At 65.3% G+C, this 21,610-nt stretch carries 16 protein-coding genes; 13 read left to right on the forward strand and 3 right to left on the reverse strand.

All coding sequences use genetic code 11. The features are described 5' to 3' along the window. The first annotated feature begins 49 nt into the window (after positions 1-49). The 3 genes from JKF87_RS12690 to JKF87_RS12700 all read left to right on the forward strand — a co-directional run bounded on the left by JKF87_RS12690 (position 50) and on the right by JKF87_RS12700 (position 5,911). Positions 50-1,408, forward strand: a complete 1,359-nt coding sequence (locus JKF87_RS12690; protein WP_236261362.1) for a dicarboxylate/amino acid:cation symporter — start codon at positions 50-52, stop codon at positions 1,406-1,408. Positions 1,409-1,472: 64 nt separating this feature from the next. After that, entirely contained in the window at positions 1,473-4,520 is a 3,048-nt protein-coding gene (locus JKF87_RS12695) for a TonB-dependent receptor domain-containing protein (RefSeq protein WP_201100259.1), read from the forward strand. Positions 4,521-4,540: 20 nt separating this feature from the next. Further along, on the forward strand, positions 4,541-5,911 hold the full coding sequence (locus JKF87_RS12700) for a hypothetical protein (protein WP_201100260.1): 1,371 nt from the start codon (positions 4,541-4,543) through the stop codon (positions 5,909-5,911). Positions 5,912-5,976: 65 nt separating this feature from the next. Here the strand turns inward: JKF87_RS12700 and JKF87_RS12705 are convergent, their stop codons facing one another. Together JKF87_RS12705 and JKF87_RS12710 are read right to left on the reverse strand one after the other, a co-directional pair. Beyond that, complete coding sequence (locus JKF87_RS12705; RefSeq protein ID WP_201100261.1) at positions 5,977-6,654, reverse strand: TetR/AcrR family transcriptional regulator; 678 nt, start codon at positions 6,652-6,654, stop codon at positions 5,977-5,979. Continuing rightward, a complete protein-coding gene (locus JKF87_RS12710; protein ID WP_201100262.1) occupies positions 6,651-8,174 on the reverse strand; it encodes a carboxylesterase/lipase family protein in 1,524 nt (507 codons plus the stop codon). The genes JKF87_RS12705 and JKF87_RS12710 overlap by 4 nt, the downstream gene beginning before the upstream one ends. A gap of 195 nt (positions 8,175-8,369) precedes the next feature. Between JKF87_RS12710 and JKF87_RS12715 the strand changes: the two genes are divergently transcribed. The 10 genes from JKF87_RS12715 (at position 8,370) to JKF87_RS12760 (ending at position 20,682) form a co-directional block, all read left to right on the forward strand. Then, on the forward strand, positions 8,370-10,574 hold the full coding sequence (locus JKF87_RS12715; protein WP_236261363.1) for a TonB-dependent receptor: 2,205 nt from the start codon (positions 8,370-8,372) through the stop codon (positions 10,572-10,574). 161 nt (positions 10,575-10,735) lie between these two features. After that, complete coding sequence (locus JKF87_RS12720; RefSeq protein ID WP_201100263.1) at positions 10,736-11,710, forward strand: GAF domain-containing protein; 975 nt, start codon at positions 10,736-10,738, stop codon at positions 11,708-11,710. 139 nt (positions 11,711-11,849) lie between these two features. Continuing rightward, complete coding sequence (gene exaC / locus JKF87_RS12725) at positions 11,850-13,367, forward strand: acetaldehyde dehydrogenase ExaC (protein ID WP_201100264.1); 1,518 nt, start codon at positions 11,850-11,852, stop codon at positions 13,365-13,367. A 149-nt stretch (positions 13,368-13,516) separates the two neighbouring features. Next, complete coding sequence (gene adhP / locus JKF87_RS12730) at positions 13,517-14,545, forward strand: alcohol dehydrogenase AdhP (protein ID WP_201100265.1); 1,029 nt, start codon at positions 13,517-13,519, stop codon at positions 14,543-14,545. Positions 14,546-14,740: 195 nt separating this feature from the next. Then, complete coding sequence (locus JKF87_RS12735) at positions 14,741-15,898, forward strand: aminotransferase (RefSeq protein WP_201100266.1); 1,158 nt, start codon at positions 14,741-14,743, stop codon at positions 15,896-15,898. A gap of 294 nt (positions 15,899-16,192) precedes the next feature. Next, entirely contained in the window at positions 16,193-17,200 is a 1,008-nt protein-coding gene (locus JKF87_RS12740) for a cysteine synthase A (protein ID WP_201100267.1), read from the forward strand. Beyond that, the gene (gcvA, locus tag JKF87_RS12745) at positions 17,197-18,138 is read left to right on the forward strand and encodes a transcriptional regulator GcvA (RefSeq protein ID WP_201100268.1); all 942 of its coding nucleotides are present in this window, start codon (positions 17,197-17,199) and stop codon (positions 18,136-18,138) included. The genes JKF87_RS12740 and gcvA overlap by 4 nt, the downstream gene beginning before the upstream one ends. Positions 18,139-18,226: 88 nt before the next feature. Beyond that, positions 18,227-19,216 carry a methionine ABC transporter ATP-binding protein gene (locus JKF87_RS12750; RefSeq protein ID WP_201100269.1) on the forward strand — a complete coding sequence of 330 codons (990 nt, stop codon included), beginning with the start codon at positions 18,227-18,229 and terminating at the stop codon, positions 19,214-19,216. Next, a complete protein-coding gene (locus tag JKF87_RS12755; RefSeq protein ID WP_201100270.1) occupies positions 19,216-19,872 on the forward strand; it encodes a methionine ABC transporter permease in 657 nt (218 codons plus the stop codon). Before JKF87_RS12750 ends, JKF87_RS12755 begins: the two co-directional genes overlap by 1 nt. A 15-nt stretch (positions 19,873-19,887) precedes the next feature. Beyond that, a complete protein-coding gene (locus tag JKF87_RS12760) occupies positions 19,888-20,682 on the forward strand; it encodes a MetQ/NlpA family ABC transporter substrate-binding protein (RefSeq protein ID WP_201100271.1) in 795 nt (264 codons plus the stop codon). Between the two features lie 3 nt (positions 20,683-20,685). Here JKF87_RS12760 and JKF87_RS12765 read toward each other — a convergent pair whose 3' ends face one another. Next, the gene (locus tag JKF87_RS12765; RefSeq protein ID WP_201100272.1) at positions 20,686-21,573 is read right to left on the reverse strand and encodes a LysR family transcriptional regulator; all 888 of its coding nucleotides are present in this window, start codon (positions 21,571-21,573) and stop codon (positions 20,686-20,688) included. Positions 21,574-21,610: the final 37 nt, after the last annotated feature.

A 21,610-nucleotide genomic window follows, 5' to 3' on the forward strand; every position in this document is an offset into this window, starting at 1 on the left:
GATTGCGCGGAGGAAATCGCGAGCCGGGCTCGCTGTCTGGAGCATTCACTTGATCCCCACCGCGTCCGCTGCGTCGGCGACCCCTGTGCGCCGTCCGTTTTATCGTCATCTGTATTTCCAGGTGCTGGTGGCCATCGCCCTGGGCGGGACCATCGGACACTTCTGGCCGACCTTCGGCGAGAGCCTGAAACCGCTGGGTGACGGCTTCATCAAGCTGGTGAAGATGATCATCGCGCCGGTGATCTTCCTGACCATCGTCACCGGCATCGCCGGGATGCGCGACATCGGCCGGGTCGGCCGGGTCGCGGCCAAGGCCTTCGCCTATTTTCTGGTTTTCTCGACCCTGGCCCTGATCATCGGTTTGATCGTCGCCAATCTGGTCAAGCCGGGCCACGGCCTGAACATCGATCCGGCTACCCTGGATAAGGGCGCGGTCGCTCAATATGCCCAGGCGGCGCATGAGAGCACCCTGATCGGCTTCCTGATGGGGGTGATCCCCGACACGGTCGTCAGCGCATTCTCGACCGGAAACATCCTGCAGGTCCTGTTTGTTTCGGTGCTGTTCGGCCTGGCCCTGGCCATGGTCGGCGATCTGGGCAAGCCGGTCCTGACCTTCCTGGAATCCGCCAGCGCGGCCTTCTTCAAGCTGGTCGGCATTCTGATGAAGGCCGCGCCCATCGGGGCGTTCGGCGCCTTCGCCTTCACCATCGGCGCCTATGGCATCGCCTCGGTCGCCAATCTGTTTGCGCTGATCGCCACCTTCTATCTGACCGCCATCATCTTCGTGGTCGGCGTGCTGGGGCTGGTCGCCATCGCCAACGGCTTCAACATCCTGAAGCTGATCCGCTACCTGAAGGAAGAACTGCTGCTGGTGCTGGGCACCTCGTCTTCGGAAGCGGCTCTGCCCAGCCTGATCTCCAAGATGGAGCGGGCGGGCGCGTCCAAGTCTGTCGTCGGTCTGGTGGTCCCCACCGGCTATTCGTTCAATCTGGACGGCACCAACATCTATATGACGATGGCGGCCCTGTTCATCGCCCAGGCGCTGAACATCGACCTGAGCCTGCAGGACCAGATCCTGCTGCTGCTGGTGGCCATGCTGTCGTCCAAGGGCGCGGCGGGCATCACGGGCGCGGGCTTCATCACCCTGGCGGCGACCCTGTCGGTGGTCCCCAGCGTGCCGGTCGCCGGCATGGCGCTGATCCTGGGCATCGACCGCTTCATGAGCGAGTGCCGGGCCCTGACCAACTTCATCGGCAACGCCGTGGCCACCATCGTGGTCGCGCGCTGGGAAGGCGAACTGGACCGTGACGCGCTGAAGGCTGCGCTGAACGGCGCGCCCACGCCCATCGCCGCACAACCCGATCCGGCCGCTGGGCCGGGCGACCCGACTGTCCTCGCAGACGACTGATCTGCCGGACGCATCTTGAGAGGGGGGACCGTCGATCAACGACGGCCCAAGAGGAGGAACAGGAATGAACAGACACTCGAAATTCGCTCTGTTGGCGACCACGGCTTCGGCTGTGACGCTGATGGCCGCTGGCGGAGCCTGGGCGCAGGCCGAACCGATCGCCGCGGAGCAAGCCGCCCAGGTCGATGACATTGTCGTCGTCGGCACCAACATCCGCGGCGCCCGCACCACGGCGGCCCTGCCGGTGGTGGTCGCCGACCGTGAGCAGATCGAGGCCACTGGCGCCTCCACCGGCGACGAACTGCTGCGCACTATCCCGCAGATGGGCGATGTCCAGTTCGACAGCTCCAGCGGCGCCCAGACCTCCAACTCGGCGCGCGGCGACGTGAACTCGGTCAATCTGCGCTCGCTGGGCGTGGGCAACACCCTGGTGCTGCTGAACGGTCGCCGGGTGGTGCAGCACCCGACCAGCCAGGGCACGTCCGACACCGGCACCGTGCCGGTGCTGAGCTACAACTCCAACGCCATCCCGGTTGCTGGCCTGGAGCGTCTGGAAGTCCTGCTGGACGGCGCGGCCGCCATCTATGGCGCGGATGCTGTGGCCGGCGTGGTCAACACCGTGCTGCGCGATAACATCGACGGCCTGTCGATCAGCGCCCGCTACGGCGGCGCAGAAGGCACGCAGATGCGCGACTTCGAAACCAACCTGTTCGCGGGCAAGAACTTCGACCGCGGCAATGTCTCGATCTTCGCCAACTACGCTTCGCGATCCGCGCTGTGGGCGTCGGATCAGGACTTCACCCGTTCTGACGATCTGCGTGACCTGTTCTCGGGCTATCCGGATTTCGCTGGCGTTCAGTCCCTGGACGGTCGGTCATCGCACACCCCTTGGGCCCGTCTGTCTGTCGGGTCGCGCGCAGTGATCCGCTCCAACGGCGTGGCCGTGACCAATGCGGCGGGCGCCTTCCGCTACCAGCCGACCAGCTTCGGCTGCGGCGTCAGCGTCGGCAACGACATCTGCATCGCCAGCGGCAACCATAACTTCAACACGACCAACCGTGACATGCGTTACGACACCCGTCACGACACAACGGTGCGTCCGTCGGTCGAACGGATGAACATCTTCCTGACGGGGCGTTACGACATCACGCCGGACGTCGAGGCCTTTGGCGAGATCGGTTATTACAGCGCCAGCAGCCGGGCGGTGCAGCCGCCGGTGGTCAACCTGAACCAAATCTGGATCCCGGCCAGCAACTATTACAACCCGTTCGGTCCTGTGACCTTCGCCGACGGCACGCTGAACCCCAACCGTCTGCCGGGCTTGACCGGCGTGCCGACGGGCGGTCTGCCGGTCCTGATGACCAATTACCGCTTCGTCGATACGGGCTTCCAGGTGGTCAAGGTCGACAACTATCAGGCTCGCCTGCTGGGCGGTCTGCGGGGCGAATGGCGCGGGTTCAACTGGGAGTCGGCGCTGCTCTATTCGGAAGCTAAGGCCACCGACAGCTCGCCCAACATCAACATGACGGCCCTGCAGAAGCAGTTGGCCCTGTCCACGCCGGACGCCTACAATCCGTTCAGCGGCGGCTGCGTCGGCACGCCCAGCTATGGCGACTGCTCGCCCAGTTCACAGGCTGCAATCGACGCCATCGTCTTCGACATGCGCCGCGTGTCCAAGACGACCCTGAGCATGGTGGACTTCAAACTGTCGCGTGGCGACCTGTTCAATGTGCCTGCCGGTCAGGTGGGCATGGCCTTCGGCCTGGAAGCGCGTCGCGAAACCCAGAGCGACGACCGCGACGAGAACGTGGACGGCACCTACACCTTCACCGACATGGTGACGGGTGAGAAGAACCCGTCGAACGTTTCGGCCGTCAGCCCCAACCCGGACACCAAGGGCAGCCGCAACGTCTTCTCGACCTATATCGAGTTCGCCGTGCCGGTGATCTCGCCCGAGATGAACATCCCGCTGGTCCAGCGCGTCGATCTTCAACTGGCCGGTCGCTACGAGCACTATTCGGACTTCGGTTCGGTGGCCAAGCCCAAGATCGCCGCCGCCTGGGACGTGATCGATGGCGTGCGGGTTCGCGGGTCGTACTCGCAAGGCTTCCGTGCGCCGAACCTGGAACAGACCAACGCCACTGAATACGGTCGTCTGGCCAGCGGCGTGGACTATGTGCGCTGTGAAGCCGACCTGCGCGCGGGCCGCATCACCAACTTCGCCCAGTGCTCGCAGAACACCTCAGGCGTATCGCTGCTGGTCGCGGGCAACCCGGACCTGGAGCCGGAAGAGAGCACCAACACCTCGTACGGGCTGGTGCTGCAGCCACACTTCATTCCGTCGCGCTTCGGCACGTTCACCTTCACCATCGACCGCTGGCGGATCGAGCAGGAGAAGATCGTCGGCTTGCTGGGCGCCCAGACGGCGCTGGCGCTGGATTACCTGTACCGCATGCAGGGTCAGACCAACACGCTGGTGAACCGTCGCGCGCCGACGCCGGAAGACATCCTGCTGTTCGACGGTACGGGTCTGTCGCCTGCGGGGGATGTGGTTTCGATCAACGACCGCTTCATCAACCTGCAGCCGCAGACGGTTTCGGGGCTGGACCTGGCGATGAACTGGTCCCTGCGCCGCACGCGCTACGGCTCCTTCACCGTCAATGTGAACGCCTCCAAGCTGGAGCAATTCACGCGTGATCCGGGCGACATCGTCAATGAACTGTACGCCGCGCGGGAAAGCGGCGCGATCAACGCCGGCACGACCCTGCCGGACCCGACGCAACTGATCGGTCAGAACGGACGTCCCGAATGGCGGGTCAACGCCAGCCTGACCTGGCGCAAGGGGCCGTGGCGTGCGGGCGCGTCCAGCCAGTATGTCAGCGGCTTTGATCAGCCCGGCCTGCTGGGAGCCTCGGGTTCGCCCTGGGAGGTTGATGGCCGCCAGACGATCAACGGCTATGTCGACTATGCTTTCCCCGATGAAACCCGCGTCCGTCTGGGCGCGCGCGACCTGACCAACGAAGGTCCGCCGCTGGCCGACAACGGCTATCGCGGCACGGTCCACAGCCCATGGGGCCGCTACTGGTACATCACCGTCTCCAAGACGTTCTGATCCAAGGATAGGAGACGGCGATGACGGTTCGACGCGATTGGCTTCGTTTGGCGGTTCTGGGGGTGGCGTTTGTATTCGCCCCCGGTGCAGCCTTCGCCCAGAGTACAGCCCCGCAGCGTATCGCGGGCCAGGGCGACGCGATCCCGACAGCGTCGACCGCGCCGTCGCCTGCCGAGGCCGCCTGTCCTGACACGCTGCCGCAAGGCACGCGTTGCTGGTCGGGGCAGGCGGCCAAGGGCGGCTTCTACTGGATCGCCGTGCCGCAGAACTGGAACGGCACGCTGATCGTCCACGCGCACGGCGGGCCCCGCACGAGCGCGCCCAGGATCGACGATCCGCTTGAGGACCTGAACCGCTTCTCCATGACGGTGAAGGAGGGCTTCGCCTGGGCGGGCTCCACCTATCGCAGGGGCGGCTACGGCGTACGTATGGCGGCCGAAGACACCAATGACCTGCGCCAGCTGTTCTGGGATCAGTTCGGTCGTCCGCGCCGCACCCTGCTGCACGGGCAATCATGGGGCGGAAACGTCGCCTCCAAGGCCGCCGAACTCTACGCTCGCGACGCCGAGGGCAAGGTGGTCTGGGACGGCGTCGTCCTGACCAGCGGCGTGCTGGCGGGCGGGACGCACGCCTACGGCTTCCGCGCCGATCTGCGCGCGGTCTATCAGTATTATTGCAACAACCATCCCCAGCCGAACGAGCCGCAGTATCCGCTGTGGCAGGGTCTGCCGGAAGGTTCACGCCTGACGCGCGCCCAATTGGCGGAGCGTGTTAAAACCTGCACCGGCGTCGGCCTGCCTCAGGCCCAGCGTTCGGCGATCCAGAAACGCAATCTGGCCGATATTCTGGCGGTTACGGGCGTTGAGGAGGATCAACTGGTCGGCCACCTGGCATGGGGCACCTTCCTGTTCCGTGACATGGTTCAGCGTCGGCTGGACGGCCTCAATCCCTTCTCGAACGCGGACACCGTCTATGCCGGATCACATGATGATGCGGCGCTGAATGCGGGCGTGCAGAGGTTTTCGGCTGATCCGATGGCGCTGGCGCGGCTGAGTTATGACGCCGACCTGTCGGGCATGATCGTGGCCCCGACCCTGACCATTCACGGCAAATACGATCCCACCGCCTTTGTCTGGCATGAAGCGGTCTATCGCGATCATGTCGCCGCCGCTGGCCGGTCCGATCTGCTGGTCCAGACCTTCACGAACGAGACCAGCCACAGCGCGCTGCATGCGCCGGAATATGTGGCGATTTTCGAAGCCATGATGGATTGGGTCGACAGCGGCAATAAGCCGACCCCGGCGTCGGTCGCCGCCCTCTGCGACGCCGCCAAGGGGCGTTATGATCAGGCCTGCGCCTTTGATGTCGATTTCGTCCCGGCGGCGCCATAACCGCCGACATGGCCTGAGTGATCGGAGAGGCGAGGGGCGTTCTGCGGGACGCCCCTCGTTTGCATTCAGGCGCGGCGCATGGCCTCGAACCCGCCGGTGAAGACGGTTTCCATCGCGTCGCAGATGGCCACCATTTCGGATGACTTGCACAGGCCGCCCGACAGGGTGTCGATCCGGCCCGTCTGCGCCAGCGACAGGGTCAGCGAGCCGGACAGCAGGTGATAGAACCAGTAGATCTGACGATCCGGCGTCTCTGGCGAAATGCGCTGAAGCACGCCGATGAAACGGTGGATCACCGGGTCAAAATGCTGGTGCATGGTGTCGCCGCCCCAGACCGGAGTGTTGTTCACCTGGGCCACCAGGGCGGCATAGTTCAGCCAGCTTGGATCCCCGTCGAACAGCACGAACAGCGGGCGCAGGAAGGCGTCGATGGCCCCGCGAATGGTCATGTCGTCGCCGAACTCGGCCTCATACCGATCCAGACTGTCCAGCCGCGCCCGGTTCACCACCTCTGCCCGCCGCCCGAAAACGGTCGAGAACAGCCGGTTCTTGTCGTCGAAATAATAGTGGAGCAGGGCCGTATCGACGCCGGCCTCCTTGGCTACGGCCTTCAGGGTCACGCCGTGAAGACCGTCGCGCGCAAACAGGGCCTCTGCGGCGTCCAGAATGCGGGCGGTGGTTTCCTCGCGACGTTGAGCCTTGGGCTTGGAGGTCGGTTTTACGCGGGGCTTGGCGGTTGTCATCGCGGCATCTTAGCCGAGAAAACCAGGCGCAGGCGATCACGCGCGCGCAGCAGCAGGATCAGCACCTTGGCCTTGCGCAGATGGTGGTCCAGCGACGTCTTCCACCAACCGCGCTTCACCTCGCCGCCGGGCGTGGAGTTGAACACCATCCAGGCGTCCTTGACGGGATTATAGGCAGGCCAGTCGGCGCCGGGCGCGCCGGTTTTGGCGAAGGCGACCCAGCGGGCGTGCATGGCCGCGCTGAAGGCGCGGTCGGCGTCGGTGGCGGGCGGCGAGTCGTCGGGGCGCTGGTCCAGCGTCTCGAACACATGGAAGATTTCGGCGGCGTGGGCGGCGCGCTTCACCGTGGCGCGGCGGGCTTCCTCCACATAGTCAAAGGCGTAGAGCCAGGCCTTGGACTTGCGCGGACGGGCGGCGATCCAGCGGGCGGGGGCGGCGAAACCAAAGTCGCGGAAGCCCAGACGCACCAGTTCATCCTTGTCGCCCCCGGCCTCGGGATAGACCGCGGCCAGTTTGTCGGTCGGCTTGATGATCTGGCCGAACCGTTTCAACCCGCCACCGTAGTTCAGCAGCGAATCCTCGCCCGAGTTGGCGCCGATCATCATCGGCACATCGGCGAAGTCACCGCGTGCAAAGGCGCTGACGGGATCGCGGTCCAGCAGGCGTCCGTCGATGACGGGATTGAAGGCGCCTTCGACGGCCATCAGTTGCTTGGGCTCAACGGCGCGCAGAGCGGCGGCGTCTGGATTGGTCAAACCTAGCGCCGTCGCGGCCGCAACGCCGCGTTCCAGTGCTGTTTTCAACGGCGTCGCAGGCAGCCAGCCGCCGCCCGACTGGACGATGGTCTTGTGGAACAGACCGCGTGCGCGCTTGGCGGTCATCAGAGCCAGGATGTCCAAGCCGCCCGCTGATTCACCGAATAGGGTGATGTTCGTCGGATCGCCACCGAAGGCGGCGATATTGTCCCGCACCCATTCCAGGGCTGCGATCTGGTCCAGCAGACCCTGCTGACCCAGGGGTTCGTGCGCGGGCGCCTCGGACGCCAGCGCCGGGTGGGCGAAGAAGCCCAGATGGCCCAGGCGGTAGTTGACGCTGACCAGCAGCACGCCGTCCCGAGCGAAGGCCGAGCCGTCATAGAAGGGCAGGGAGCCTGCGCCCATCCGGTTAGAGCCGCCGTGCAGCCAGACCATGACCGGCAAGGGCGCGGCGGCATCGGCGGGAGACCAGATGTTCAGCGTCAGACTGTCTTCGCTGGTCGGTTCGGGCGCGCCGCCGATGGAGACGATGTCGGCTACGTCGGTAGGCCCAGCCTGGGGCGGCGACTGTCCGAACTCGGACGCCTCACGCACGCCTTCCCATTTCGGGTGCGGCTGAGTCGCCCGCCAGCGCAGATCACCGATCGGTGCGGCGGCGTATGGAATGCCGCGAAACACATTCGCCGAACCCTCGCGACGGCCGCGAAGGTCGCCCGATGGGGTCGTCACGACAGGATGAGTCGCAGTGTCGTTGATCTGATTCATTGTCCGTCCCTTGGGCGATCTGCGTCGCACTCGTTCATTTTAGGATGAACAACCCTCCCGCTCATGTCGAGCCGTTTTGCGGTTCGTCATTCATGAAGGAATGAATGATGTTGACAACGAGGCCATTCACTGACCACCGTAGGCCCAACACATACCAGCGGCGACTGAACGACCGCGCGTGGAGAGGAAAAGAGAATGGGATACACCAGACATCTGCGTCTGGCGCTGATGACCAGCGTCTTCGTCGCAGCCCCGCTGTTCGCAGCGCCCGCCTTCGCGCAGCAGAACTCTGCTGATCAGGCCGCCAATGTAGACGACGTCGTCGTCACCGCCCGCCGTCGCGAAGAAACCCTGAAGGACGTGCCCGTTGCTGTCACCGCCGTGACCAGCGAACGTCTGGAGCAGACCGGCGCCGCAGACATCACCACCCTACAGCAGCAGACTCCGAACGCCACCGTTCAGGTCGCGCGCGGCTCAAACTCGACCCTGACCTCGTTCATCCGCGGCGTCGGCCAGCAGGACCCGCTGTGGGGCTTTGAGCCCGGCGTGGGCCTCTATATCGACGACGTCTATGTCGCCCGTCCGCAGGGTGCGGTTCTGGACGTCTTCGACATCGCGCGTCTGGAAGTCCTGCGTGGACCGCAGGGCACCCTGTACGGCCGCAACACCATCGGCGGCGCGATCAAATATGTGACCAAGCGCCTGTCGCAGGAACAGGAAGCCACGCTGAAGGCCGCCTACGGCAGCTATAACCAGATCGACCTGATCGCCTCAGGTTCGACGCCTTTGAACGACACCCTGCGCATCGGCGGCGCCATCGCCCGCTACACGCGTGACGGTTACGGGACCAACCTGAACACCGGCGCCGAACACTACGACAAGGATGTCACCGCCGCCCGCGCCAGCGTCGAGTGGACCCCGAGCGACAGCCTGTTCTTCCGTCTGGCCGGTGACCTGACCGAAGACAACTCCAACGCCCGCCACGGTTCGCGCATGCTGGCGCCGACGCTGGACAATGTTTACGACACCCGCGCTGGAATTGGCGATGAAGGCTATGTCCGCACGCGCGGCCTGTCGCTGACCGGTGAATGGACCGTCTCCGACGCCATCACCCTGAAGTCCATCACGGCCTATCGTGACGGCGACACCAAGGGCGACGGGATTGACTTCGACGGTCTGCCGCAGCCGATCCTGGACATCCCCGGCTATTACGGTGACAGCCAACTGACGCAGGAGTTCCAGCTGCTGTTCCAAGGCTCGCGCTGGCAGGGTGTTGCGGGCGTCTTCTACATGGACGCCATGGCCAAGGGCGCATTTGACACGGTCGTCGGCAATGCGGGCATCACCACCTATACGGGTGGCAAGGTCGACACCAAGAGCTTCGCGGTCTTCGCGGATTTCAACTATGATGTGACGGATCAGTTGTCGGTGTCGCTGGGCGGCCGCTGGACTCAGGACAAGAAGAGCGTCACGCAACTGCGCCAAGTCTACCTCGGTCTGCGCAGCCCGTACTTCCACAACCCGAACGCCATTCCGGTTGGTGCGCCGTCGACGAACTACAGCAACTCGGACACCTATTCGGAGTTCACGCCGCGGGTCAGCGCCAGCTACAAGTTCACGCCTGAACTGACCGGCTATGCCTCATACGGTCGCGGCTTCAAGTCGGGCGGCTTCGATATGCGCGGCGACGCCTCGCTGTATCCGGAAACGGTCAATGGCTATCAGCCGGAACTGGTCGACACCTATGAAATCGGCCTGAAGGGTTCGTTGCTGGACCGCCGGGTCAACTTTGCGACCGCCTTCTTCAAGTCGGACTACAAGAACCAGCAGATCACGTCGCAATTCTTTATTCCGCCGACCTCGGTCGTCAGCTTCGTCGACAATGCGGGCTCCAGCGAAATCTGGGGTTGGGAGCTGGAAGCCAGCGCGCGGATCACCAACAACTTCGTGCCGCGTCTGACGCTGGGTTACCTGGACGCCAAGTTCAACGACTTCGTCACGTTCAACCCGCTGACGGGCAAACGCGAGAACTTGGCTGATCAGCGCCACTTCCAGAACACGCCGGATTGGACCGGCGCGGTCGCGCTGCCCTACAGCATAGACCTGGGCGCCCGGGGCTCGCTGGTCTTCACGCCGACGGCTTCTTACCGTGGCGCGACCCAGATGTTCGAGACGCCGATCCCGATCCTCGATCAGGGCGCCTACTGGCTCTACGACGCGACCCTGCTGTGGACCGCGCCGGACAGCCGCTATCGCGTCAGTCTGGCGGGTCGCAATCTGGGCGACGAACGTTACCGCGCAGGCGGCTACAACTTCCCTGGCGCATTGACGGGCGACTCGGTCGTCGCCTTCTACGGCGCGCCGCGCACGGTCACCCTGACGCTGACGGCCTCGTTCTAAGTCGAGTGATTGCAAAGGGGAGGGCGCTGGCTCTCCCCCCGGACGCCCGCCCTTCCAGGCGGGCGTTTTGCGTTTGGGCCACGGGTGTCGCCGAAGGTCGCATTGACGTTCGGCGCATCGACGCGTCTGATGCTGACCGCATACAACGCCTGGGAGACACCATGGGCGAGCGGCCAGGAAGCGATCACAGGCGCCTGATCACCCAGACGCTGGACGACGGCACGGGACCGGCCCGGTCTGCGCTGGCTGCATCGTGGCGTCGATCCATGTCACTTTACGGCCTTGACCCTGAGGATCGGGGACGCGCCGAAAGCCTGACGGAACAACAATTGCGCGAAGCCCGTCAGGCGATGGAGCCGATGACGCTGGCGGCGCAGGGCGTGCTGGACCGACTGTTTCTGGCGGTGGGCGATACGGGCTGCTGCGTACTGTTGACCAACGCCGACGGCGTGCCGATCGAGCGGCGCGGGGCGGCGGCGGACGATGAGATGTTCCAGCGCTGGGGCCTATGGCCCGGCGCAGTCTGGTCCGAGGCGGTCGAGGGCACCAACGGCATCGGCACGGCGCTGGCCGAGCACCGCCCCCTGACCATTCATCGCGACCAGCATTTCCACACCCGCAACACGGCCCTGAGTTGCACCAGCCATCCGATCCACGATCCGATGGGGCGGCTGGCGGGCCTGCTGGATGTGTCATCGTGCCGGGCGGACGCGACCGAGGCGATGCTGGGCCTGATCGCCGCCGCCGTCGCCGACGCTGCTCGGGCCATCGAGGCGCAGGCCTTCCGGCAGGCGTTCGCGGACGCCCGGATCGTGCTGGCCGGCGATCCGATGGAGCGGAACGCGGCCGCCCTGCTGGCGGTGGATCGCGATGATCTGGTGGTGGGCGCCACGCGGGCGGCGCGTTTGACCCTGTCGATCACCGACGAGCGGATCGCCAATCAGCTGGCGGCGTCCGAGGTTCTGGGCGGCGGCGGCGTGGAGGCTGACCTTCTGGAGGCCGAGCGCGGCGCGGTGCGTCGCGCGCTGGCGCTGAACGGCGGAAATGTTTCGGCGGCGGCGCGGGCCCTGGGCGTCAGCCGCGCGACCCTGCACCGCAAGCTGCATCGGCTGGGTCTGAGCGGCGAGCCTCACTGACCGCGACCTGTCGCACTCCTGCTACAGGTTTGCGCTGCACCATCATCCGGCCATCTGGCGTCGCGCACCAATCAGGCAGACCTTCTGATCCCAACGACGTCGATAATCGACGCCCGAGGAACACAAGCAGGAGGCTTTGATGACCAAGCCAGAATTCGTCCGCGCTGCGACCCCCAAGTTCAAGGCACGCTATGACAACTTCATCGGCGGCGAATGGGTCGCCCCCGTCAACGGCCGCTATTTCGAGAACCTGTCCCCGGTGAACGGCCGCGTGCTGTGCGAAGTCGCGCGCTCGGACAAGGCGGATGTCGAACTGGCGCTGGACGCCGCCCACGCCGCCAAGGACGCGTGGGGCAAGACCAGCCCGGCCCAGCGCGCCCTGATCCTGAACAAGATCGCCGACCGGATCGAAGCCAATCTGCAGGCTGTCGCCGAGGCCGAAACCTGGGACAACGGCAAGCCGGTTCGCGAGACCCTGGCCGCCGACATCCCGCTGGCCATCGACCATTTCCGCTATTTCGCCGGCTGCATCCGCGCGCAGGAAGGCGGGATTTCGGAGCTGGATAACGACACCGTCGCCTATCACTTTCACGAGCCGCTGGGCGTGGTCGGCCAGATCATTCCGTGGAACTTCCCGATCCTGATGGCGGCATGGAAGATCGCCCCGGCTCTGGCGGCGGGCAACTGCATCGTACTGAAACCCGCGGAACAGACGCCCGCCTCGATCCTGCTGGTGGCGGAGTTGATCCAGGACCTGCTGCCGCCAGGCGTGCTGAACATCGTGTCCGGCACCGGCGTCGAGGTCGGCGAGCCGCTGGCCACCAATCCGCGCATCGCCAAGATCGCCTTCACCGGCTCGACCGCCGTCGGCCAGAAGATCATGGAGTACGCCACCCAGAACATCATCCCCGTGACGCTGGAGCTGGGCGGTAAGTCGCCGAACATCTTCTTCAAGGATGTGATGGATCACGACGACGCCTTCCTGGACAAGGCGCTGGAAGGCTTCGCCATGTTCGCGCTGAACCAGGGCGAGGTCTGCACCTGCCCCAGCCGCGCCCTGATCCACGAAGACATCTATGAGGCCTTCATCGAGAAGGCGATCGCCCGCGTCGAAGCCATCAAACAGGGCGACCCACTGGACCCGACCACCCAGGTCGGCGCCCAGGCCTCGGACCAGCAGCTCAAGAAGATCCTCTCCTATCTGAAGATCGGCAAAGATGAGGGGGCAGAGGTTCTGACCGGCGGCGATCAGGCCGTGCTGAAGGACGATCTGGCGGGCGGCTATTACGTCAAACCGACCATCTTCAAGGGCACCAACGACATGCGGGTGTTCCAGGAGGAAATCTTCGGCCCGGTGCTGGCCGTGACCACCTTCAAGACGCTGGAGGAAGCCATTGAGATCGCCAACGACACCGAATATGGGTTGGGCGCCGGCGTCTGGTCGCGCGACATGAACACCGCCTATCGCGCGGGCCGCGCCGTTCAGGCGGGCCGGGTCTGGACCAACTGCTATCACCAGTATCCGGCGCACGCGGCGTTCGGCGGTTACAAGAAGTCGGGCATCGGGCGTGAAAATCACCGGATGATGCTGGACCATTATCAGCAGACCAAGAACCTGCTGGTCAGCTACAGCCCCGACAAACTGGGCTTCTTCTGATCTGAATCAAGGATGACCACCCCCTGACCGGTCATCCTTGTATCGCTCTCCGTCAACCGTTTCGGAGAGCGTCCCCCACGACGGGCGGGTCGATGACCTGCTTTCGGCCCGCCCGTCACCTTCACAATCCGACCTAGAAGGACTGATCCATGCCCAGGACCATGAAGGCCGCCGTCGTGCGCGAATTCGGCAAGCCGCTGACCATCGAAGAGGCGCCTATTCCCGAACCCGGTGCCGGCCAGATCCAGGTCAAGATCGAGGCGTCCGGCGTCTGCCACACCGACCTGCACGCCGCCGAGGGCGATTGGCCGGTCAAGCCGAACCCGCCCTTTATTCCGGGCCACGAAGGCGTCGGTTTCGTCTCCGCCGTGGGCGCAGGCGTGACGCTGGTGAAGGAAGGCGACCGGGTCGGCGTGCCGTGGCTGTATTCAGCCTGTGGTCACTGCAAGCACTGCCTCAGCGGCTGGGAGACCCTGTGCCACGATCAGCAGAACACCGGCTATTCCGTCAACGGCGGCTTTGCGGAATACGCTATCGCCGACCCGAACTATGTCGGCCATCTGCCCGCCAACATCTCTTTCACCGAGATTGCGCCGATCCTGTGCGCGGGGGTCACGGTCTATAAGGGGCTGAAGATGACCGAGACGCGGCCCGGCGACTGGGTAGTGATTTCTGGCATCGGCGGGCTGGGCCATGTCGCGGTCCAGTACGCCAAGGCGATGGGCATGAATGTCGCCGCTGTCGACGTTGACGACGCCAAGCTGGATCTGGCGCGGCGTCTGGGTGCCACCGTGACCGTCAACGCCAAGACTTCCAACGATCCCGCTGCTGAGATCAAGGCCCAGACGGATGGAGGCGCGCAGGGGGTGCTGGTCACCGCCGTTTCGCCCAAGGCGTTTGAGCAGGCGGTCAACATGACCTCGCGCGGGGCGACCATCGCGCTGAACGGCCTGCCGCCCGGCGACTTCCCTCTGTCGATCTTCGACATGGTGCTGAACGGAACGACGGTGCGCGGCTCTATCGTCGGCTCGCGTCTGGACCTGCAGGAGGCGCTTCAGTTCGCCGCCGACGAAAAGGTCAAGGCGACGGTGTCGGTCGAGCCGCTGGAGAACGTCAACGACATCTTCCAGCGCATGCACAAGGGCCAGATCGAGGGCCGCGTGGTCATGACGATCTGAAGAAGGCAGCGTCCCGGCGGTCAGCTTAGAAAAACCGCCGGGGCCGTGCCTATTTCTGAAAGGGCCATCCGACGATCCTGTGCCATGTACGGTTGTGTCATGTGATCCTCCCTTTGATCTGGGCCGCGCCTCTGGTGCGGCCCTTCTTTTTGCGTCGGCTTGCCAAGAGGCTGCGAAGCCGGTTCGGATGCAGGCATGAGCCATCCCGTCTTCACCGACATGCCGACCACTGTGTTCGAGGTCATGTCCGGCCTCGCCCGCCAGCACGACGCCATCAATCTGGGGCAGGGGTTCCCCGATGCGCCGGGGCCAGAGGCGCTGCGTCGTCTGGCGGCGGAGGCTGTGCTGAACGGGCCGAACCAGTATCCGCCGTCGCGCGGCGTGCCCGCCCTGCGTGAAGCTGTGGTCGAGCATTATCGCCGTCTGCAGCAGGTCGATCTGTCGGTGGACGGGGTGGTGATCACATCCGGCGCGACCGAGGCCATCGCGGACGCCCTGTTCGCCCATGTCAGTCCGGGCGACGAGGTGCTGATCTTCGAGCCCGCCTATGACGCCTATCGTCCCTTGATCCAGCGCGCGGGCGGGGTGGTGCGGGCGGTGACCCTGACCGCGCCGACATGGCGGCTGACGGAAGAGGCGATTGAGGCGGCGGTGACGCCTGCGACGCGGATGGTGCTGTTCAACAATCCGCTGAACCCAGCGGCGCGGGTGTTCGACACCGAGGAGATCGCCGCACTGGCCAGGGTCTGCGTCCGTCATGACCTGATCGCCGTCAGCGATGAGGTGTGGGAGCATATCGTCTTTGACGGGCGACCCCATCGCAGCCTGCTGTCGGCGCCGGGTATGGCGGAGCGGACCATCAAGATCGGGTCGGCGGGCAAGATGTTCGGTCTGACAGGGTGGAAGGTCGGCTTCGCCTGCGGAGCGCCCGAACTGATCACCCCTGTCGCCAAGGCGCATCAGTTCCTGACCTTCACCACAGCGCCCAATCTGCAGACGGCGGTGGCAGCGGGTCTGGGCTGGGGTGCGGACTGGTTCAGGGCGCAAGGCGACGATCTGGGACGGTCGCGTGACCGACTGGGCGCCGCGCTGAAAGCCGAGGGCTATGCCGTCACGCCCAGCGAGGGGACTTATTTTCTGTGCGTCGATCTGGCGGCGTCGGGCATTACCCTGGCGGATCAGGATTTCTGTCGGCGGATCGTCACCGAGTTCGGCGTCGCCGCCATTCCGCTGTCGGCCTTCGAGGCGACGCCGATCACGCGCACCGTGGCGCGCCTGTGTTTCGCCAAGTCGGATGCGGTTCTGGACCAGGCTGCGGAACGTCTGGGACGGGCGCGCCGGGCTTTGATCTAGTTCAGAAAAACTGCACCCGCGCTCATTCCTTCTGGCGTGTGTCCGGACACGACGCTGGCTACAGAGATGAGGCGCGCCTCCCCGCGCTCTTTCCCGCACTTAAGGCCGCGTCTGCTATCCCCGGGCGCGGCCTTCTTGTTTTCGCGGCCGATGATGGGGCGCGATGTGCGCGGGGCGGCTTTGCTGATAGATCGTCTGTACACAAACTCTATCAACGGCTGTCAGCAAAGAAGGTCTTCTCATTTTGCATGAGAATTTCTACAACGCGCAGCTGTCTTTCGAATCGGACCTTCCATGCGCGCCGCCGCAGATATTCTGTCCCTCATCGGCGATACGCCGCTGATCCGCCTGAACGCCGCCTCGGCGGCGACGGGCTGTGACATCTATGGCAAGGCCGAGTTCCTGAACGCTGGTCAGTCGATCAAGGACCGCACGGCGCTGGGCCTGATTCAGGCGGCCCGGGCATCAGGAGAACTGAAACCAGGCGGCACGATCGTCGAAGGCACGGCGGGCAACACCGGCATCGGTCTGGCCATCGTCGGGGCGGCCCTGGGGCACCCGGTCGTCATCGTCATGCCGCGCAGTCAGACCCAGGAAAAGAAGCAGGCGGTGCGGATGCACGGCGCGCGTCTGGTCGAGGTCGATCCCGCGCCCTTTGCGAGCCCCAACCACTTCGTCCATTTCTCGCGGCGTCTGGCCGCCCAGTTGAACGAAAGCGAACCCAACGGCGCCATCTATGCCGACCAGTTCGACAATCTGGCCAACCGTCGCACCCACTACGCCACGACCGGCCGAGAAATCTGGGAGCAGACGGAAGGGCGGATCGACGGCTTTGTCTGCGCCGCCGGGACCGGCGGGACGTTGGCGGGGGTGTCGGCCTATCTGCGCGAACAGAAGCCGGACATCGCCATCGCCCTGGCGGACCCGCCGGGCGCGGCCTTGCACAGCTGGTTCACGCGCGGGGTGCTGGAAAGTCACGGCTCCTCTGTGACCGAGGGCATCGGCGTCAACCGCATCACCGGCAATCTGGAAGGTCTGACGGTCGATCATGCCTGGCGGATCGAGGACGAAGAGGCGCTGGCTCTGTTGTTCGATCTGGTCCGCGACGAGGGCCTCAGCCTTGGTCCGTCCAGCGGCGTGAACATCGCAGGCGCGATCCGTCTGGGGCGGGCGCTGGGGCCGGGCAAGACCATCGTCACTGTCCTGTGCGACCCCGGTCAGAGGTACGCCGGAAAAATCTATAATCCCGCCTTCCTGCGCACGCGCGGCATTGCGGTTCCGTCATGGCTGGAGGGCGCATGAGCCAGGACTCCGATCCCCGTAAGCTGCCGCCCCTGAACGCGCTGAAGGCGTTCGAGGCCGCGGCCCGTCTGTCCAGCGTGTCGCTGGCCGCTAAGGAGTTGAGCGTCACGCCCGGCGCCGTCAGCCAGCAGGTGCGCCTGCTGGAAGACCATGCTGGCGGTCCGCTGGTGCGGCGCGAGGCGGGCGGGCTGGTCCTGACCGAACTGGGCGCCCGGCTGCAGCCGGTTTTGCGTGACGCCTTCGAACATATGAAGCGCGCCGCCGACATCATCTATGGGCCGTCGCGGCGTCAGTCCCTGTCGGTCAGCGTGCCGCCGTCCTTCGCCGTGCGTTGGCTGGTGCCGCGCATGGCGCGGTTCTCGGCGCAGCATCCCGAGATCGAAATCTGGATTTCCGCCGACATGCAGTTGGCCGACATCGCAGGCGGGCGCGCCGATGTGGCGGTGCGCTATGGTCAGGGCGATTATCCCGGCGTGCGGACCGAGGTTCTGGTGGAGGCAGGCGTGATCCCGATCTGCAGCCCCAGCCTGCTGCATGGCCCCAAGCCCTTGGCGACGCCCGCCGACCTGATCAACCACACCCTGATCCACGTCGGCCGTTCGACGCTGGAGGAGCCGCGCCCGGACTGGGCGGCATGGCTGGGATCACGCAAGCTGGATCAGATCGACGCCACCCTGGGTCCACGCTTTGACCAGACCGCCTTCGCCATCGAGGACGCTGTCCATGGTCGCGGCGTCGCGCTGGCGCCGCGCGCCTTCGTCGCCGCCGATCTGGCGTCCGGTCGTCTGGCTGCGCCGTTCGCCGACGGATATCTGGCGACGGACAACGCCTATCGTCTGATCACACGTCGCGGCGCCCTGCGGCCGGAAGCCCAGGCCTTCGTCGCCTGGCTGCGGGCCGAGGCGGCGGCGGATGCAGTCGTGAAGGACGAACTCTAGGCCGCACTTGCGTTGCAAGCCGTCATCACACTAGACCGCGCGACCGGCGCCGCCGTTCTTGTTCAGGACCAGCCATGATCCGTCTGCCATGATCCGTCTTGAGGGTGTCACCCGCCAATTCCGCAGCGCCGCAGGCGCGCGCACGGCGCTGGACAATGTCGACCTGACCGTCGCGGCGGGCGAGGTGTTCGGCGTGGTCGGGCGATCCGGCGCGGGCAAGTCGACGCTGGTGCGGACCATCAACCTTTTGGAGCGGCCCGATGCCGGGCGGGTGTTTGTCTCCGATCAGGAACTGACATCCCTGAAGCCCGCCGCGCTTCGCGCCGCCCGCCGTCGCATCGGCATGATCTTTCAGCATTTCAACCTGCTGCACAGCCGCACCATCCGCGACAACATCGCCCTGCCTCTGGTGCTTGAAGGCCGGTCGCGGGTTGAGATTGCGCGCCGTGTCGATGAACTGATGGAGCGGCTGGGCCTGACCGAACACGCCCGCAAATATCCGGCGCAACTGTCCGGCGGCCAGAAACAGCGTGTCGGCATCGCCCGCGCCCTGACCAGTGAACCGTCGATCCTGCTGTGCGACGAGGCGACCAGCGCCCTCGATCCCGAAACGACCGAAGACATTCTGGCGCTGCTGGATTCGCTGAACCGCGAACTGGGCCTGACGCTTGTGCTGATCACCCACGAGATGGAGGTGGTGCGCCGCGTCTGCGATCGGGTGGCGGTGATGCAGGACGGGCGGATCGTGGAGACCGGCGCGACCGCCGACGTCTTCCTGAACCCCCAGACCGCCGCGACCCGCAGTCTGCTGGCCGAGGGCGAATCCCACACCGCCGCCCCGCGTCCGACCAGCGGCACGGTGGCCCGTCTGGTGTTCCGGGGGCAGGGGACGTTTGACCCTGTGCTCAGCCGCATCTCGCGCGAGACGGGCGTGGATCACGCCATCCTGGCGGGGCGCATCGGCCGGTTTCGCGATCAACCCTATGGCCAGCTCGAAATCGCCTTCCAGGGCGAGCATACCGAAATGGCCATCAGCCGGCTGCGGGCCGAGGGTGTCGAAGTGGAGGTCCTGTCCTGATGTTCGCCAATGTCGACTGGACCACGATAGCTGAGGCGACGAGCGACACCTTGCTGATGCTGTTCGCGTCGCTGGCCATCACGGTCATTCTAGGCCTGCCGTTGGGGGTGGCGCTTTACGCCACGGGCAAGGGGCGGCTGCTGGAGAATCGCGTCGTCAATCTGGTGCTGTCCTTCATCGTCAATGTGCTGCGATCGGTGCCTTTCATCATCCTGTTGATCGTCATGCTGCCGGTGACGGTGCTGCTGGTGGGGACATCGCTGGGCGTGGCGGGGGCCATTCCACCGCTGGTCGTTGGCGCGGCCCCCTTCTATGCGCGTCTGGTCGAGACGGCCCTGCGCGAGGTCGAGCGCGGCATGATCGAGGCCACACAGGCGATGGGCGGCACGACGTGGCAGATCGTCACTCGCGTCCTGTTGCCCGAAGCCCTGCCGGGCATTCTGGCCGGGGCCACGGTCACCGCCATTGCCCTGGTCGGCTATACGGCCATGGCGGGCGTGGTCGGGGCAGGGGGCCTGGGCGACCTGGCCATCCGCTTTGGCTATCAGCGCTTCCAGACCGACGTCATGGTGGTGACCGTAGTTCTGCTTCTGATAATCGTACAAATTCTGCAGGTGCTCGGCGACCGTTGGGTCGCTAGGGTTTCGCACCGCTAAGTCAAAGGTTCCGCCATGCTGCGTCGTGCTGTTCTCCTGTCCGCCCTCGCCCTGATCCTGGCCGCCTGCGGTCAGTCCAAGCCCGCGGGCGAAGGGCCGCTGAAGGTCGGCGCCACCGCCGTTCCGCACGCCGAGATTCTGGAGCAGGTGAAGCCGATCCTGGCCGATGAGGGCATCGACCTGCAGATCGTGGTCTTCAACGACTATGTCCAGCCGAACACGCAACTGGCCGAAGGGCGGCTGGACGCCAACTATTTCCAGACCAAGCCGTACCTAGACGAGTTCAACAAGGCGCGCGGGGCCAGTCTGGTGACCGTGGCGGGCGTGCATGTCGAGCCGCTGGGTGCCTATTCGCGCCGTTACAAGTCGCTGGCTGAACTGCCGGCCGGCAGCGACGTCGCCCTGCCGAACGATGCCTCCAACACCGGGCGCTCGCTGCTGTTACTGCAGAAGGCCGGTCTGATCACCCTGCGCAAGGGTCAGGATCCCCTGCAGACGGTCGCCGACATTTCGGGCAACCCCAAGGGGCTAAAGTTCCGCGAACTGGAAGCCGCTACCCTGCCGCGCGTGTTGGATCAGGTGGCGTTGGCCGTGATTAACACCAACTATGCGCTGGACGCCCAGCTTAGCCCGCGCAACGACGCCCTGGCGCTGGAGGACGGCGACAGCCCCTATGTGAACTATCTGGTGACGCGCCCGGACAACCGCGACGATCCGCGCATCAAGGCCCTGGCCGCCGCACTGACCAGCCAGCAGATCAAGGACTATATCAACCGCACCTATGAGGGCGCGGTCGTCCCGGCCAAGTGATTTCTAGCGCGCCGTCGACCAGTCGAAATCGATAGGCGCGCGGAATTCCGACGCCGCAAAGGTCTCCGCCAGCCAGCTCATCGTGGCCTGAACCGCGGGGGCCTTTCGCACTTCTTCATGCACCACCAGCCAGATGCCGCGAGCGGGCGCCGCGACGCCCACGTCCACGCGGACCAGATCGGTGTTCTCGGTCATGAAGACCGGCAGGGCGGCGACGCCCAGTCCCGCGCGAACGGCGCTGATCTGGGTGTGGATGTCGCTGGACCGCACCGAAATCGGCCGACCATCGGCGTAGTTGGCCAGCCAGACCTGATGCGGCAGATGCGCCAGGTCTTCATCCGAAAGAACAAAGCTCCAGTGCTTCGGAGCCGTGATTGCCACCGACGGCGCCGCAAACAACCCCAACTGCATGACGCCCAGTCGACGCGCGACCTGGGTCGGCCCATCGGGCTGAACCAGGCGGATGGCCAGGTCGGTTTCGCCCCTCTCAAGCGAACTGACGAACGGCGTGGCTTTCAGCGTCACCGTCAGGCCGGGATAGAGGGCGCTGAATCCCGTCAGCCTTTCCGCCAGAAAATCACTCGCCAGGGCGGGGGGCAGGCTGATGCGGACATTGCCTGTCAGGTTGTTGTCGAAGGCGCGGGCGCGACGCGTGACGGCTTGGGCGGTCTGCTCCATCTCGCGCGCCAATGCAGCGATAGCATCGCCCTGCGGCGTCAGCACAGTGTTGCGGGGCAGGCGGGTGACCAGGGTTGTGCCGAGTTCCGCCTCCAGCGCCGCGACCCTGCGCCCGATGGTGGCGTGATTGACCTTCAGCAGTCGCGCCGCCGCAGACAATGATCCTGTGCGCGCCAGGACTTCAAAAATCCGCAGGTCGTCCCAATCGAGCATCCGATCATATTCGCACAGATCGTGTGCGGATTGTCCG

This window comes from Brevundimonas nasdae (assembly GCF_016654005.1).
GTDB lineage: Bacteria > Pseudomonadota > Alphaproteobacteria > Caulobacterales > Caulobacteraceae > Brevundimonas > Brevundimonas nasdae.